This window comes from Chryseobacterium sp. LAM-KRS1 (assembly GCF_013184525.1).
Lineage (GTDB): Bacteria > Bacteroidota > Bacteroidia > Flavobacteriales > Weeksellaceae > Chryseobacterium > Chryseobacterium proteolyticum.
Genome location: NZ_JAAOIZ010000003.1, coordinates 370,786 through 386,107, shown reverse-complemented (window position 1 = coordinate 386,107; position 15,322 = coordinate 370,786). Strand labels below are relative to the sequence as shown.

The 15,322-nt window shown below is 35.6% G+C and carries 12 protein-coding genes and 1 tRNA gene; 5 read left to right on the top strand and 8 right to left on the bottom strand.

Annotation, left to right across the window (positions count from 1 at the left end):
• Window positions 1-630 precede the first annotated feature (630 nt).
• A complete protein-coding gene (locus G9C87_RS09280) occupies window positions 631-1,716 on the top strand; it encodes a hypothetical protein (protein ID WP_172280369.1) in 1,086 nt (361 codons plus the stop codon).
• Between the two features lie 987 nt (window positions 1,717-2,703).
• On the opposite strand, the gene G9C87_RS09275 is transcribed toward G9C87_RS09280, so the two are convergent.
• The 8 genes from G9C87_RS09275 to thrA all read right to left on the bottom strand — a co-directional run bounded on the left by G9C87_RS09275 (window position 2,704) and on the right by thrA (window position 11,045).
• Window positions 2,704-3,447, bottom strand: a complete 744-nt coding sequence (locus tag G9C87_RS09275; protein WP_172280367.1) for a hypothetical protein — start codon at window positions 3,445-3,447, stop codon at window positions 2,704-2,706.
• A gap of 456 nt (window positions 3,448-3,903) precedes the next feature.
• A tRNA-Cys gene (locus G9C87_RS09270) sits at window positions 3,904-3,974 on the bottom strand.
• A gap of 50 nt (window positions 3,975-4,024) precedes the next feature.
• Window positions 4,025-4,540, bottom strand: coding sequence for an RDD family protein (locus G9C87_RS09265; protein ID WP_172280365.1), 516 nt, complete (start codon window positions 4,538-4,540; stop codon window positions 4,025-4,027).
• 33 nt (window positions 4,541-4,573) lie between these two features.
• Entirely contained in the window at window positions 4,574-5,938 is a 1,365-nt protein-coding gene (locus G9C87_RS09260; RefSeq protein ID WP_172280363.1) for a DUF4403 family protein, read from the bottom strand.
• 33 nt (window positions 5,939-5,971) lie between these two features.
• On the bottom strand, window positions 5,972-6,340 hold the full coding sequence (gene folB, locus G9C87_RS09255; RefSeq protein ID WP_172280361.1) for a dihydroneopterin aldolase: 369 nt from the start codon (window positions 6,338-6,340) through the stop codon (window positions 5,972-5,974).
• A gap of 5 nt (window positions 6,341-6,345) precedes the next feature.
• On the bottom strand, window positions 6,346-7,650 hold the full coding sequence (gene thrC / locus G9C87_RS09250) for a threonine synthase (protein WP_172280360.1): 1,305 nt from the start codon (window positions 7,648-7,650) through the stop codon (window positions 6,346-6,348).
• Window positions 7,651-7,661: 11 nt separating this feature from the next.
• Complete coding sequence (locus tag G9C87_RS09245) at window positions 7,662-8,591, bottom strand: homoserine kinase (RefSeq protein ID WP_172280358.1); 930 nt, start codon at window positions 8,589-8,591, stop codon at window positions 7,662-7,664.
• 9 nt (window positions 8,592-8,600) lie between these two features.
• A complete protein-coding gene (gene thrA, locus G9C87_RS09240) occupies window positions 8,601-11,045 on the bottom strand; it encodes a bifunctional aspartate kinase/homoserine dehydrogenase I (RefSeq protein WP_172280356.1) in 2,445 nt (814 codons plus the stop codon).
• 635 nt (window positions 11,046-11,680) lie between these two features.
• Between thrA and G9C87_RS09235 the strand changes: the two genes are divergently transcribed.
• The 4 genes from G9C87_RS09235 (at window position 11,681) to G9C87_RS09220 (ending at window position 15,307) form a co-directional block, all read left to right on the top strand.
• Window positions 11,681-14,362: a reprolysin-like metallopeptidase gene (locus G9C87_RS09235; RefSeq protein WP_172280355.1), complete on the top strand. Its 2,682-nt coding sequence runs from the start codon at window positions 11,681-11,683 to the stop codon at window positions 14,360-14,362.
• Between the two features lie 243 nt (window positions 14,363-14,605).
• Window positions 14,606-14,773 carry a bacteriocin-like protein gene (locus tag G9C87_RS09230; protein WP_172280353.1) on the top strand — a complete coding sequence of 56 codons (168 nt, stop codon included), beginning with the start codon at window positions 14,606-14,608 and terminating at the stop codon, window positions 14,771-14,773.
• 41 nt (window positions 14,774-14,814) lie between these two features.
• A complete protein-coding gene (locus G9C87_RS09225) occupies window positions 14,815-15,009 on the top strand; it encodes a hypothetical protein (protein ID WP_172280351.1) in 195 nt (64 codons plus the stop codon).
• A 112-nt stretch (window positions 15,010-15,121) separates the two neighbouring features.
• The gene (locus G9C87_RS09220) at window positions 15,122-15,307 is read left to right on the top strand and encodes a hypothetical protein (RefSeq protein ID WP_172280349.1); all 186 of its coding nucleotides are present in this window, start codon (window positions 15,122-15,124) and stop codon (window positions 15,305-15,307) included.
• Window positions 15,308-15,322 lie beyond the last annotated feature (15 nt).

Here is a 15,322-nt window from a genome sequence, read left to right as displayed (position 1 = left end):
GGGCTTGTTTACTAATCATTTCATTTAAACTACTGGTTACCCTATATAAAAACTTTTGGTTTAAATTATAATGTTTATTATTTCTTTAATGTTCTGCAGCTCAAATCTGAATTTTATTCGATCATCAATTTCTTAATTTATAGTCCTTGTTTTTTAAGGTTCGAGAATAACTCTTTCAGTTTAGAAATATTTTACAGTAGTTTTTTCAGATTTAATCGGCTCTATCTATGATGTGATATATATGTGATATATCGTTGAGGTTTTAATATTATTATGTTTGTGACAACCTTTGGATGGGAGTATTAACTGTAATATTAAAATAAGGAAAATGTATTTGAATATATAGTATAAAAAATTAATTACCAATAAATCAGAAAGATTGAATTTAAAAATAAGGCGATAGTTTATAGAAGATTAAGATTCTAAATATGCAAATGATAAAAGTTAGATATTCCCTCTTTCAAATTCTAATTTTTTATTGATGTAAAAGCACAACTTCAAAGTTTAATTTTGAAACCATGTGGTATTGATAGATAGTATGATGAGATTGTCTGTTTTGCCGGAATAAGATTTCTGATGGGTTTATGTAATTGTATCTGAAAAATAACATTATCATAAAAACCATTTAAAATGAAAAACAAGATTATTCTTTTAGGGATCATCGGATGCTTCCCTATATTTAAAGCTCAGGTAGGAGTAAATACAACCACTCCAACAGCAACTTTAGATGTTGTAGCCAAAAATGAATCAGCAACCAGTGTTGATGGGCTTATTGCTCCAAGAGTAGACCGGTTAAGAGCTTTTAATATGTCCGGTGTTCCAAACGGCACATTAATTTATGTGAATGACATTTCAACGGGTACTGCCACCGGCCAGGCAGTTAATATTAATGCTACAGGATATTATTATTTTGAAGGAACCACATGGAAGAAATTTTCGGGTGGTGGCGGATCATCAGGAGGCGATATATATAGTGCCGATGGGATTCTTACAGGAAACAGAGAAGTAAATTTGGTAAATTTTAGCTTGACATTTATTGGAATTGGAAATATAGGTATTGGTACAGCATCTCCTAATGCTGACGCCAAATTAGAGATTTCATCTTCCAATAAAGGGTTATTAATGCCCAGAATTGCACTTACAGGAACAACTTCAGCTGCTCCTTTAACTTCCCATACCGCGGGAATGCTAGTATACAATACGGCTAGTGCCGGAACATCTCCGAATAATGTCATACCCGGTATTTACTATAATGACGGTTCTAAATGGTATTTAACCAGTCAGACATCAGGAACCCAAAGTGGTGCAAGTGTAAATTACCAGGGATTTATTAATGCGACTACTGCTACGGATTCAGTCATCCAGTTAGGAGACCTGCAGGTAAGGTACAATGGAACCAATACAGCAGGCACAATTTCATTCAGAAATACGGGAACACATCCTATTTATGCCTACTATTTTGCAACCTGGGGACATACAAGTGGTTCAAGTACTACTTATGACGGACCTTACACATTGCAACCTAATACATGGGTTGAAACATACAGCTATGGAGCTCAAAACTCTGAGGGGACAATCATGCAGTTCGATACTTATGATCCTTCTCCTACAGATAATGCAACTGTAAAGTCTTATAACCTTTCTACCAGGTTGTTCAGGGCAAGTGAAGTAAATGCCTTAGGAGACTATATGTTTATGAGATTCTTTAGAAATTAAATAAGACGTCATAGTATGAAAATGGTGTTCATAGTATAACTGTTTTATTGTTTAAACTCCCGCATTTTTGTTGGGAGTTTTTTAGCTGTTCTTCAATATAAAATTCATAGGTTAGGGAGATATCCATTTACCATTTAACAGATAAACTGAGAGAATTTCTTTTTTACCTGGACGGTAATTTGCTTAAGTGAGATATTGTTGGTAATCGCGTTTAATTATTTCTCTTTTTTGTGAATAAGGAGATGCTGAAAAGTATTCTTTTTATAAAGGTTAATCATTAGATGAATATTGTTTTGTTGCAATCAGTTGGTTTTTAGCATTTTGTATTTTGTGATATTTATGTGATAGGCATTTATTTTATTTTTGAAGGTAATATTTAGATTTTCGGACCATCGTTTAATGCACGATTATTTTTTTAAATCGTTGCAATATTTTATTAAATAGAAAATCAGAATTAAAGAATGAAAAAAAGAATTTTAGTGGTTTGTACCTTGGCAGCGGGTTTTGCTACTGTTTATGGTCAAAGATGGGAGCCTGTTTCACAAAAAGCTTCTCAGTACAAAAAGAAGTAGATGAACAAAACATTTAATACTAAACTCATTAAAAAATAAATATATATAATTAAAATTTGAAGTTGGGTTTTACAGAAAAGGCAGGATCACTGTCCGGCCTTTTCGTTTTTAAACCGGACAAGGAATATTTTTATTATATAGTTTCTATTAGTGCTTTTTAATTGGGAGAAATATTCTCAAAATAATGGCACTTACAATATTTCTAATGTAGACTTTATATAGTTTTCATGGTCATTAGTTTTTTATCCTCAACTTCGGTTGGGGATTTTTTTATGAACGAGATAGATGCTGCTATATTAATGCTATTTTCCCTAAAATTGTTTACAAAGTAGGAATGGGAAATCATTTAATTTGAATTCATAAAAAAAGTCTCTTATAGAATATGAGAGACTTTATTATTGATCTGTTATTTGAACTAGTATCTGCTTATTATTAATGACTTTAATCCGCTATCGCTGGTGTTATCGCCAATTCTTTGTACATTGATTACATAAAATATTCTATTATTTTCTAAACCATCAACTGAGAGATAAGCTATATGTCCATTTCCTGGCGTAGTAACCGTATCTATAGTTTGCCAAGTATTCCAATTACTCTGATTAAAAGAAAAATTACTTTTAGCTCCCGCCGGAGGAGTCTGTCCAACAGCTTGGAGAATCGAACAGAAAACCCTAGCCGTTCCAGAAGGTATACTTGTCAATCTCATTTCATAGGCCATATTATTATTCCCGGCTCCTGTTCCTCTCATTCTAAACTCAAAAAAACCGTTAACAATTGTATTATTGCTATAATTTCCTATCGATTGTATTTTTTTTACTGATACTCCGGAATCATTAGTTATGGTATTCATAGAAACAAGAGGCGACCATAAACTTCCATCGAAATAGTAAAATCCTGTTTCGCTGACATTTTGAACTGTACCTGTAGTATCACCAGTTGAAATATCATTAATGTAAACAAGAGTAGAAGTCGGTACATTTAGCATGGACTGAGCTCTTTCTCTGCTTACGCGCGGAATTAATATTCCATCTACAGAGGAAGATGTTCCAATGCTCAATTTTGCAGTGACGTCAAGTGTGCTTTCAGGAGTATATGTATTAATCCCTACTTGTGCATTAGCTAAACTGAAACAAAAAATCGTAATAAAATTTTTAATCATAAATAATGTTTTAGGTTATAAAAAATCAAATAAAAAGTGAACTATATGAGATAAGTTATAAAGATTGTTAGTATATACATACTAATGGAATATTTTTCACAGTTGCAATAACAGGAAAAATAATCTTCTACTCATTTTTTCATTTTTGTATTGCTGATTGGTATTGTAAAATTATATAATTTATATAAAAAAAGCATTAATACCATGTCTTTTGCAATGTAATATGTTAATTGTGTTGAAATTTTTAAATGATTTAAATTGTTTAAGTTTGTGTTATTCATTATAAAGAATATAACCGTAAAAAACATACAATAGCTTTTATGGTTTTGTAACTTTTAAGCTTCATTTATATTTCTACATTGGAATCCGTTGGAATTATGTTGGAATTATGCTGGAATTATTAGAAACTAAAAACCCCTAGTTAACTTGTTGTCAAGTCGTTAGGGGCTTTAAGTGAGGTACCTAGCGGATTCGAACCGCTGTAGATGGTGTTGCAGACCACTGCCTAGCCGCTCGGCCAAAGTACCATTTTTGAGGTGTGCAAATATAAAAATTTTTCTGACTTAATCAAAGTTTTTTAGATATTTTCTTTAGTTCCCAACGTGTTTATATCGCTTTTTAACTGTAACTCAGCTTCATAATTTTTCTTTACAACAACGCAGGTTTCACTCCATTTATCATGGAATCCACTTTTATCTGCTAAAAAAGATAACTGATCCACGAAAGGGATTCCTCGGATGATATTTCTAAGGAGATAATTACTTGTACCGGGAGAGGTTCCGTCTATCATGACCACCTTTGTTCCGGTGATCAGTTTCCCTAAGCTTCTTCCCTGGGTGATCAGCTCTGTGAGAAACATCATCAGAAGATAAGCGGATAAGGTGATCAGCCGGTCCAGTAAAGGATTCATATTTTCCATTCTGTAACCTATTTCTTCTACGGTATTTCCTGTAATAAATGCATAGGCAATTCCCAATACACCTAATAATATAAGGATCAGGATATAGCTGAAAATAAGATCAATAATATAATTCGCAAGTCTGAGGCCTTGTGATGCTCTGTGTCTGTCAACAATCTGTAAGTATTTTCTCATGGTAATAGTTTAGTTTTTGGTGTTGTTTTTTATTTAAATGCCATTGATAATGAGTTTTAAAGAAGCGTTAGTATCAATGACTGCAGTAATTCCTGATGTACCGAGAAGGATCTGGCCTGGCTTCAGATTAAAAACCCTTCCATTCATCTTTAGTCCTTTATAATATTCTTTATTAAAAGCTTCCTCAATACTTTTCTTTGAAGTATCCACCAGTTCCTGTGTTGGGATACCATATTCTTCTTCTATCATTCTTACAATTTTTCCCTGAAATAGAAGGCTTGCTGTTTTTTGGAGGATATTCATTGTCTTCAGCTTAAACTTAGTATCGGACAGTACAATTTTTTTCCTGGCATCATCATAAACAGGAATTCCCGAAATAAGTGCAGTTCCTTTTATATACCCTTCGGTCTGAGCTTCGATCATAATTCTGTTCTCAACGCCGTATACCCTGATATCGGTAATTTTTACTTTAGAATCGCGAACATCATATTCTTTTCCTAGGAACATTTTTCTGGCAATATTAGACGCTTCGGTAAAAGGAACATTGGCTGTTGTCTGAAGCGAAAACTGGTCTCCAAGTACAGGGGTGAAATTGAAGTTAGCTGCCGTTTTAATAGGAGCTGAAGATGCCGGTTTACTTCCGGTAAAGGTTTCGGAGTAAATGTCAATTCCGATATTGGCATCAATCTGATTTCCATAGAATTTCAATGGAGTAATATTTACATTTACAGGGGTTACTTTCAGCCATGTGTTGTATTCCTCCGAAATGTTAAAAGGCTGCGCGAAAACATTCCAGGCCATCACTGCATATTGCTGGAAATTAAGCTGGGTACCCATTTGCTGATCTATTGTTTTGCAAAATTTCAGTTGTTGCTCTTTCAGGCTTTTTTCAACAAGTGCGGTAATCGGGATCTGTACTTTTCCATAATCAAGAACCGGTTTGGTAACCCATTTGAATCCCATAGGCTGCGTATTGGTAACAATAGTCCAGTTATTTTTGAAATTAAGGGAGGTGTTGAAATACATTACCGTTTCAAATGTAGTATTCTGGTAAGTATAAAGTCCCAGGGTACCAATCCCTTTCTCTGCCCATATTTTCAGAGGAACTTCAATTAAAAGGTTTTGATTCGTTCCCCCTACAAGTCGTATAGGCCGGGTTTTCCATACTTTTACCTTAAACTGGTCATTGTTGTTATCCGTGTAGGAATCATCCTGATAAATCAATTCTTTTACTGAAGAATTGATGATATTACCAATTTCAGCAAGCGGAATGGTAACCGGCATGGTAATGCTGGATTTTATCTTTGGAAAATTATAATCAGCCAGCTGGTTGTCAACTTTAGCCTGGCCAAAAATATTGATACAAAGCAGTAATAATATAATTTTAATGGATTTCAATTCTTTAAATTTTAGAGAGTGAAATTAATGATTTTAATTATTTGGATTAAAACTTTTTTCCAGTTCAATACTTGCACCTTTCATTTCTCCCTGCATAGGAGGAGCTGTTTTGGTGATTTTAAGCTTGATATAAGAAACCTCAGGAAAGTTTTGATTAATTTTTGAAATAATTCTTCCGGCCACATGTTCCAGAAGTTTTGATTTAACTTTCATTTCCTCAAGGATAATATCATTGATATCCGCATAGCTGATGGTATCATTCAGATCATCTGATTCTGCAGCTTTCCAGAGATCGGTATGGATCTCTAGATTTAAAATGTAGTACGTACCGATGATGTTTTCTTCAGGTAAAACACCATGGTACGCATATATTTTCACATCTTCCAAAAAGATCTTGCTCATAAAATTCAGTTTTTGTTCAGCAAAAATCGTTTTAATTCTTGAAAATCTGAATTAATTTCAACGGTTTTTTTATCCTTTTTCATTAAGTCCGCCAATGATTCCGGAATATCAATTTTTTGTGCAATGGCTTTTTCCACAGCATCGGGGAATTTTACAGGGTGAGCTGTCTCCAGGATAAAACCTTTCTTTTCAGGATTTTGCTTCAGATAGTTTTCTAAAGAAGTATAGGCAACTGCTCCATGGGGCTCGAGAAGATATGCATGATGTTTCCAGACTTCCCTGATGGTTGCTAAAGTTTCTTCGTCATTTACGGAATATCCGGAAATAACATGATTGAGATCTTCAAATTGGTGCTGGAACATTTCAAGAATACGGATGAAATTACTGGGATTTCCGACATCCATTGCATTGGAAAGGGTTGCTACTGTTTCTTTAGGTTCAAAGATTTGTGTTTTTAAATAATGGGGCACTACATCATTGGCGTTACATGCAGCGATAAAATGGTCTGCAGGAAGTCCTCTCATGTAAGTCATCAATCCGGCGCAGATGTTTCCGAAATTTCCGCTAGGAACACAAATGACAGGATTTTCTCTTTCAGTTTTTTGCCACTGTTTTAAAGCCAGCAGATAATAGATCTGTTGAGGTAACCATCTAGCAATATTAATGGAATTGGCTGAAGTAAGGAATAATTTATTATTGATTTCCGGATCTGAAAATGCCTGTTTTACAAGGCTCTGGCAGTCATCGAAATTTCCATTTACTTCTAAAGCAGTAATGTTTCCTCCTAAGGCTGTCAATTGTTTTTCCTGAACAGGACTTACTCTTTCTTTCGGATACAAAATAACCACATCGATTCCATCCACATTATAAAAACCATGGGCAACAGCCCCTCCGGTATCCCCGGATGTAGCAACCAGGACTGTTACTTTTTTCTGTCCTCCTTTTAAGAAGTAAGATAAGCAGCGGCTCATAAACCTTGCTCCTACATCTTTGAAGGCGAGGGTAGGACCGTGGAATAATTCGAGTACGGATATGCTATCCGTAATTTTTTTTAAAGGAATGTCAAAAGAAATTGTTTCCGAAATAATTTGTCGCAATTCATTTTCCGGAATTTCCTCATCTACAAAGTCTTTCATGCATTGAAAAGCAATCTCTTCATCTGAAAACCGGTTCAGATTCTGAATAAAATAGGTATCGAACAACGGAATGTTTTCCGGAAAAAACAGCCCTTTTTCTTTTCCCTGCCCTTTAATTGAAGCGGTTTTAAAACTTACCTTTTCCTTTTTATCTTTTAAATTGTAATAGTTCATCTTTCTGTTTTTTAGTTATTCTGTTCTTCTATGATGATCCCGGTAGAATTAATATCCGATACATACACCATGCTATTGATGTTGATGTGATCATAAACCGATTTCATCATCATGGCAATATCCCCGGCCGTTTTTTTCTTTTTCGTTAACATGAAAACAGAAGGCCCTGATCCTGAAATTCCTCCCCCGAGTGCCCCCATTTCCAGGCTTTTTCTTTTAATGGTATCAAATTCCGGAATCAAAATGCTTCGAACCGGTTCTACAATAACATCATTCAGGCTTCTCCCAATCAGGGACAGGTCATTTTTCTCAATACCGGCAATGAGTCCGGCAATATTTCCCCATTGCGTTATGGCATCTTTCAGCTGAATATTTTTTTTAAGGATCTGTCTTGCGTCAGATGTTTTTACTTCAACCTGCGGATGCACAGCGGCAATGAACAAACCAGGAGTATTCAGGGAAATAATATCAATAGGATCAGAGGATTTCACAAGGGTGATCCCGCCATAAATACACGGAGCAATATTGTCCGCATGCCGTACTCCGGAAGCGAGCTCTTCTCCAAACATCGCAAAATGAATTGTTTCTTCCCTGGACAAAATATTTCCTATCAGGATATTTGCCGCAAAAGCGGCACCTGCAGCACTGGCAGCACTGGAACCGAGGCCGCTGCCGGGCTTGATGTGTTTGTGAATAATGACTTCAAATCCGTTCTTCAGGTGAAGATGTTCCTGCATTTTCATAAGGACAACTCCTGCTACATTTTTTGAAGCTTCTTCCGGAAGATTGAAGCCATCGGTATGGCGGACAATAATATCTGGTGTTTCCAATAGTCTTACTTCCATTTCATCATATGGCTCATTGATCGCCATGCCCAGGATATCAAAACCACAAACCAGATTAGCGACGGTTGCCGGGACTTTAATTTTTATACTTTTCATAGATTTTTTTTAAACGGAACGTACAATATCTGCAAAAACACCACTTGCTGTAACTTCAGCACCGGCACCTGCACCTTTTACAACCAGGGGTTGCTCGGAATATCTTAAAGTTTTGAAAATAACAATATTGTCTTTTCCGTACAGATGAAACAAATCACTGTCGGGCGCTATATGCTGTAATCCAACTTTTGCTTTACCATTGTCAAACTCTGCGACATATTTTAAAATTTTTCCGACCTTTTTAGCCTGGTCAAATAGATTTTTAAAATGATCCTCATATTTTACAAGCATGGTATAAAAATTTTCTACATCACCCTGCATGCATTCTTCCGGTAAAAAACTAATGTTCTCGATTTCATTAAACTGCAGAGGAAAACCGGCTTCGCGTGCAAGTATTAAAATTTTTCTCCCCACATCTGTTCCGGCAAGATCCAGTCTCGGGTCGGGTTCAGTAAATCCTTCTTTCTGAGCACGGGCAACAACTTCTGAAAATGATTGGGTTCCATCGTACTCATTAAAAACAAAATTTAAAGTACCGCTTAACACGGCCTTAATGGAAGTAATAGCATCGCCGCTTCTCACCAGATCATTTATAGTACCGATAATAGGAAGTCCTGCCCCTACATTGGTTTCAAAGAAAAATCTACAATTGTGGTTTTTAGCAAGGTTTTTCAGCTTTTTATAATTTTCAAAATCTGATGCGGCTGCTATTTTATTACAGGCTACAATGTTGATACTCTTTTTTAACAGGTTCTCATAAATTTCCGGGATCTCAGCATTGGCTGTAAGGTCTACAAAGACCGAGTTTCTAAGATTTCTTGTTATGATCTCTCTGCTAAATTGATGAGCAGAAGCTTTTTCTCCGTTTTCAAGCAGGTTGACATAATCATTTTCCGGAATTCCTTCATTCAAAAATACCATTTTCCGACTGTTGGAAAGACCGGCGATTCTCAGGTTAAGGGATAGATGATCTCTAAGGTATTTATTCTGGGCATACACCTGCTGTATAAGCTTAGTGCCTACATTTCCTGTTCCGCAGATGTAAAGATGTACCTGTTTGATTTCCGACTCAAAAAACTCTTCATGCAGAATGTTTACTGCTTTTTTTGTATCATTTTCAGCAATTACGATGCTGATATTTTTTTCTGAAGAACCCTGTGCGATAGCCCTGATGTTTATCCCGTTATTTCCAAGACAGCTGAACATTTTGGCGCTTACACCACTTCTGCTTTTCATATTTTCTCCTACAACCGCCACAATGGAAAGCCTGTTTTCAATTTTTACAGGTTCAATTCTCTGAAGTTTCAAATCATCTTCAAATGCAAGATTGATTGCGCTTTCCGCGTGAAAAAGCTCTTTTTCATCAATTGCAAGGGTGATTGAATGCTCAGAAGAACTTTGGGTGATTAGAATAACGTTTATTTTTTCGTGGCTTAAACACTGGAAAAGCTTGGCAGAGATTCCGGGAATTCCGACCATTCCACTTCCTTCAAGAGTGAGAAGAGCAATATTATTCATATTGGAAATACCAACAGCTATTTGTTCCGGATCAGTATTCTGCAGATCATGAGAGATTAAAGTTCCGGAAGCATCCGCATTAAAAGTATTTTTGATACGAAGATCTATATTCTTTATCATGACCGGCTGAATGGTTGGCGGATAAAGTACTTTTGCTCCGAAATGGGATAATTCCATTGCTTCCTGATAAGTTATTTCAGGAATAACTTTTGCCTGGGATACAAGCCTTGGATCGGCTGTCATCATTCCGCTGACATCTGTCCATATCTGAAGCTCCTCAGCGTTAATGGCTGAAGCAATAATTGCAGCGGAGTAGTCTGAACCTCCTCTTCCCAGAGTTGTTCTGTTGCCATGTTCATCACTTGCTATAAAACCTGGTGCTACGTAAATCTGCCTTGGATTGGTTTCGAAATAATGTCTGAGATTATTATTACTCACATTAAAATCAACTTTTGCCCGTGTATAATGGGTGTTTGTTCTGATATAATCAGCTGAATTCATCCATACGGCGTCCAGCCCGGCAGATTCAAACCTTGCCGTAATGATATTTGAAGAGAGGAACTCGCCATAAGAAGCGATCTTATCTTTAATTCTGGGGGTAAATTCTCCCAAGGTGAATATCCCGTTGCAAATATCTTCAATATCATTAAAGTGCTTTTTTACAAAACTTAGCCATGCACTTTGTGCTGAAATGGGAAGAAGGTCTTTTACAAGGTTCAGATGTTTTTCTTCAAGGATTTTAAGATGATGAGGGTAACTTTCATTAGCCTCGGAAGCTTGCTCTGCTGCCTTGATCAATAAATCTGTTACTCCATGTAATGCTGAAACTACAACGACAATTTGCTTAGCGGAAGATTCTTTTTTTATAATTTTTTCGACTTGCAGAACTGCCTGTGCATGGGCAACAGAAGTTCCGCCGAATTTTAAGACTTTCATTGTATATTTTTAAGGTTAGGAAAAATTGAAAATGTTACTCTTTAAAAAAAGAGTACGAGGTACCTGAAATAATATGTGAAAATCTACCCCGTTATGGGGTTGTAGTTGTAGTAGAAATAATAATGGATGATGCAACCGAAGTAGAGAACTCCGGATAAATAGTTACAGATATGTTTTGTACTGATTGCATCTTTGAAGTAACAAATGTAGAAGTTATTTTGGAAAATAAAAATTTTTAATCTAATTTTTTTGGAAATAAGTATATATGGATGACCAACTTATCATTTTTGTAATGGTAATTTACAGTTCACACCTATAAATCAGATCATAATTTTTAAGTTTAGAGTAGTATTTTAATATTTATATGTTTTTTTAATGTAATTTATTGATATTCAATTGTCTATATCTACTTGTGCATTTTTTATTTTAATTAATGTTTGTGTTTTTACAATAATACAGGCACAATCAGGTTTTGTTGGATATATTTTCTCATTTTGATAGAATATAGGATTATTTTATTTTTATTATAATTTGTATTTTTCTACGAAATGAATAATAAAAATGCAATAAAATTTTATTTTTCGTTAAATATTTTTTATTAGATTTGAAATCCAACAATTAAATAATAATATTTTATGAAAAAACAATTAGCTCTGGTTGGAATGCTTCTTATATCAGGCATTTCCTTCGCTCAAACCGATCGTTTATGGTCTCAAAGCTCAGAAAAAACATTTGAAAATGTTTTAAAAAACAAAACCACTATTAATGATCCTAAATTATATAAACTTGATATTGAGAGTTTAAAAAAGGTGCTTTCAAAAGCGCCTAAAAGGTTTGCCCATGGAGAAAAATCAGAAACTATTATTTCTTTTCCAAACTCCGATGGGAAAATGGAAAATTTTAAAGTACAAGAAAATTCAAATTTTGATCCCAGACTAGCGGCCAGATATCCGGACATCAAATCCTATGTAGGTCAAGGATTACGGGATCCTAATTCAACGATTTATTTTAGCATTTCTCCATTAGGTCTTTCATCCATGGAAATATATGGTGATAAATCAACTTTGTTTATTGAGCCATACACAAAAAATCTTTCCACATATATTGTTTTCAAAAAGTCAGATAAAAATGAGCTGCTTAATAAATTTGATTGTAAAGTCAGAGATGTTGTACAGGATGGGATTGGGAAAAATACAATTACTGCAAAACCAAATGCGGATGATTCTAAACTCAGAACTTTTAGACTCGCCCTTTCCTGTACTGGAGAGTATACTGCTTATTTCGGAGGAACTAAAGCAAATGCTTTAGCTGCTATGAATAATACAATGACCAGAGTTAATGGTGTTTTTGAAAAAGATTTTGCTGCAAGAATGGTTCTGATCTCCAATAATGATGATATTATTTACACTAGTGCTTCAAACGATCCTTATTCTCCATCAACTCAACTCGATAATTGGAATTATGAATTAATGGATAACCTAAACTCTACAATCGGAGATGATAATTTTGATATAGGCCATTTATTCGGGCATGATGGCGGTGGCGGTAATGCGGGTTGTATAGGCTGTGTTTGTAATAACGACAAGACAGTAGATTTACAGGGTTCTCCTAAAAATTACAAGGGAAGTGGGTATACTTCGCCCAATGATGGAAATCCATCAGGAGACAATTTTGACATTGATTTTGTTGCTCACGAAATGGGACATCAGTTTGGAGGAAATCATACCTTTTCCCATAAGTCTGAACCATACAATGTAAATATGGAGCCAGGTTCGGGGTCAACGATTATGGGTTATGCGGGAATAACATCCCAGGATGTGCAACCTCATTCTGATGCTTTCTTCCATGCAATCAGCATCCAGCAGATTACGAATAATATCAAAGCTAATACCTGTTCAGTGGATACAGATACGGGAAACTCTATTCCGACAGCTGATGCAGGTCTTGATTATACGATCCCTAAAGGGACACCATTTATGTTAACAGGTTCCGGTACGGATGCAGATGGTGATTCCCTCACTTATATTTGGGAGCAAATGGATAAAGCATCCTCATCACAAACAGGAGCAAGCTCTGCTGCAAGTGCAACTAAAGCTTCCGGTCCTACATTCAGATCTTGGGTACCAACCACATCGCCGGTAAGGTATTTTCCAAAAATGGCTTCTATTTTAACGGGAGCCACCACCACATCAGGGACTGATATCACAGTTGAAGCTTTATCTAACGTAGCCAGAACTTTAAATTTCAGGTTTACGGTTCGTGACAATAGGGCTGACGGTTCAGGAAATAATTCTGATGATGCAGTGATTACAGTAAACGCTAAAGCCGGACCTTTCGTTGTTTCTTCTCAAAATTCTGCTATTACATATGCTGCAGGAAGTTCTCAAACAATAACATGGGATGTGGCAGGAACTACAGAAAATAATATAAATGCTTCCAAGGTTGATATTTTATGGTCAACGGATGGAGGAAATAACTGGACGACATTGTTGGCCGGAACACCGAACGATGGAAGCCAGGCTGTTACTATGCCTAATACTTCTACTACAAAGGGAAGAATAATGGTTAAAGGTTCCAATCATATATTTTTTGACGTGAACAATGCTGATATTACTATAAATCAGGGTTCTGGCACAACAACATATTGTTCAGCCAGTGCAAGTAACACTGCTGATGAAAGAATTGGAAATGTAAAATTCGGAACCATTAATAATACTTCTACCGGAACAGTTGGTTATGAAGATTTTACAGCTCTTTCCACCAATGTAACAAGAGGAACCGCTTACACGATTTCAATAACTCCGGTTTGGGCTTCCACAGTTTATAATGAAGCATATGCCGTATATATTGATTACAATAAAGATGGAGATTTTACAGACAGTGGAGAATTGGTATGGTCAAAAGCAGGATCAACAACTACGCCTGTAACAGGAAGCATTACAATTCCAACTTCTGCAACATCGGGATCAACAAGAATGAGGGTAATGATGAAATACAGCTCTGTTCCGTCATCACCTTGTGGAAGTTATACTTATGGACAGGTTGAAGACTATACAGTTAATATCGGTTCCACTGCAAAAAGTAATGTGTTAAATACTAATGAACAGGTAGCAGATATAAAACTATATCCTAATCCTGTAAAAGATGTTCTTCACATTTCCGGGACTACATCTGAAGAATTTAAGATCTTTGATATAGGAGGTAAATTAATCAATTCTGGAAAACTCATAAATGGAACTGTTAACATAAATTACCTTACAAAAGGTGCTTATGTAATACAAATTAATGAAATTTCGAAGAGATTTATTAAAAATTAAAATATTATAATTTTCCAATTTAAAAGGAAAAGTTAAATTAAAAGGCTGTCCATACACGGGCAGCCTTTGGTGTATTCAATATTTCCTTATGCTCAACAGGTCTATTCGCACAAAAACAATAAAAACCTCTACACTTACTTATTGATCCTGTACAGATATTAAATACTCCTTTGTTTTGGATTTTATGATTCTCATTTTTATATCAAAAATTTAATCCGAATACAAATAACAAAACTTGAGTATATGGAAAAGTTAAAGAAGCTCTCCAGAGAAGAGCAGAAAAAAGTGAATGGGGGATTTACCCAATTTCAGATTGATACTTGTGGCGGAGCAGCATATGTGTGTTTCAGACAAGGAGGCTGGGGTTGCTGGCGTACTCCTGGAGGAACCTGTTACCCACCCATGGTGTGATGAACTGACTTTTAGAATTTAAATTGATTAAAATATTCATTATGAAAAAATTATCACGAGTAAAATTAAAAATGATTAACGGAGGATCTTGCCCTGGTGGCTGTCCGGCAGGAAATACTTACGGCCCACCGGGGTCAGGAGCGGCCCATTCCTGTGCTGCCTATCAATTGTTATCACAGTGTTGTAAGAATGAGGCGTTTCTGAGTCCTGCGTGTGCCGGGCCAATTACAATGTAGCGTAAGAAAAGGTTATTCAAAGATGAGTAACCTTTTTTATGTTTTGATAGGTTTAATTCTCTGGAATTCAAATGTATTTGCTATATTTATAATTCAAACTTAATAGAATTATATGAAAAATCTAATCAAATTAAAACGAGAAAAATTAAGATCAGTTAATGGAGGAGCAACTTGTAACTATGCTTGTCCTCCGGGACCTTACGGGCCTGGATTCCCCAGATCATGTGCGGACTATGATGCTTTGCCAGCATGTTGTAAACCTAAAGTTTTGTTAAGCTACGAGTGTGCACCGGACTAATTTTCACTAATCAAA

Excerpts from the sequence above, each read along its gene's own strand:
- thrC (WP_172280360.1), bottom strand. The coding sequence starts at position 7,650 with ATGAACTATTACAATTTAAAAGATAAAAAGGAAAAGGTAAGTTTTAAA.
- thrA (WP_172280356.1), bottom strand. The coding sequence starts at position 11,045 with ATGAAAGTCTTAAAATTCGGCGGAACTTCTGTTGCCCATGCACAGGCA.
- G9C87_RS09245 (WP_172280358.1), bottom strand. The coding sequence starts at position 8,591 with ATGAAAAGTATAAAAATTAAAGTCCCGGCAACCGTCGCTAATCTGGTT.
- G9C87_RS09230 (WP_172280353.1), top strand. The coding sequence starts at position 14,606 with ATGGAAAAGTTAAAGAAGCTCTCCAGAGAAGAGCAGAAAAAAGTGAAT.
- G9C87_RS09235 (WP_172280355.1), top strand. The coding sequence starts at position 11,681 with ATGAAAAAACAATTAGCTCTGGTTGGAATGCTTCTTATATCAGGCATT.
- G9C87_RS09225 (WP_172280351.1), top strand. The coding sequence starts at position 14,815 with ATGAAAAAATTATCACGAGTAAAATTAAAAATGATTAACGGAGGATCT.
- G9C87_RS09265 (WP_172280365.1), bottom strand. The coding sequence starts at position 4,540 with ATGAGAAAATACTTACAGATTGTTGACAGACACAGAGCATCACAAGGC.
- G9C87_RS09280 (WP_172280369.1), top strand. The coding sequence starts at position 631 with ATGAAAAACAAGATTATTCTTTTAGGGATCATCGGATGCTTCCCTATA.
- G9C87_RS09275 (WP_172280367.1), bottom strand. The coding sequence starts at position 3,447 with ATGATTAAAAATTTTATTACGATTTTTTGTTTCAGTTTAGCTAATGCA.
- G9C87_RS09220 (WP_172280349.1), top strand. The coding sequence starts at position 15,122 with ATGAAAAATCTAATCAAATTAAAACGAGAAAAATTAAGATCAGTTAAT.
- folB (WP_172280361.1), bottom strand. The coding sequence starts at position 6,340 with ATGAGCAAGATCTTTTTGGAAGATGTGAAAATATATGCGTACCATGGT.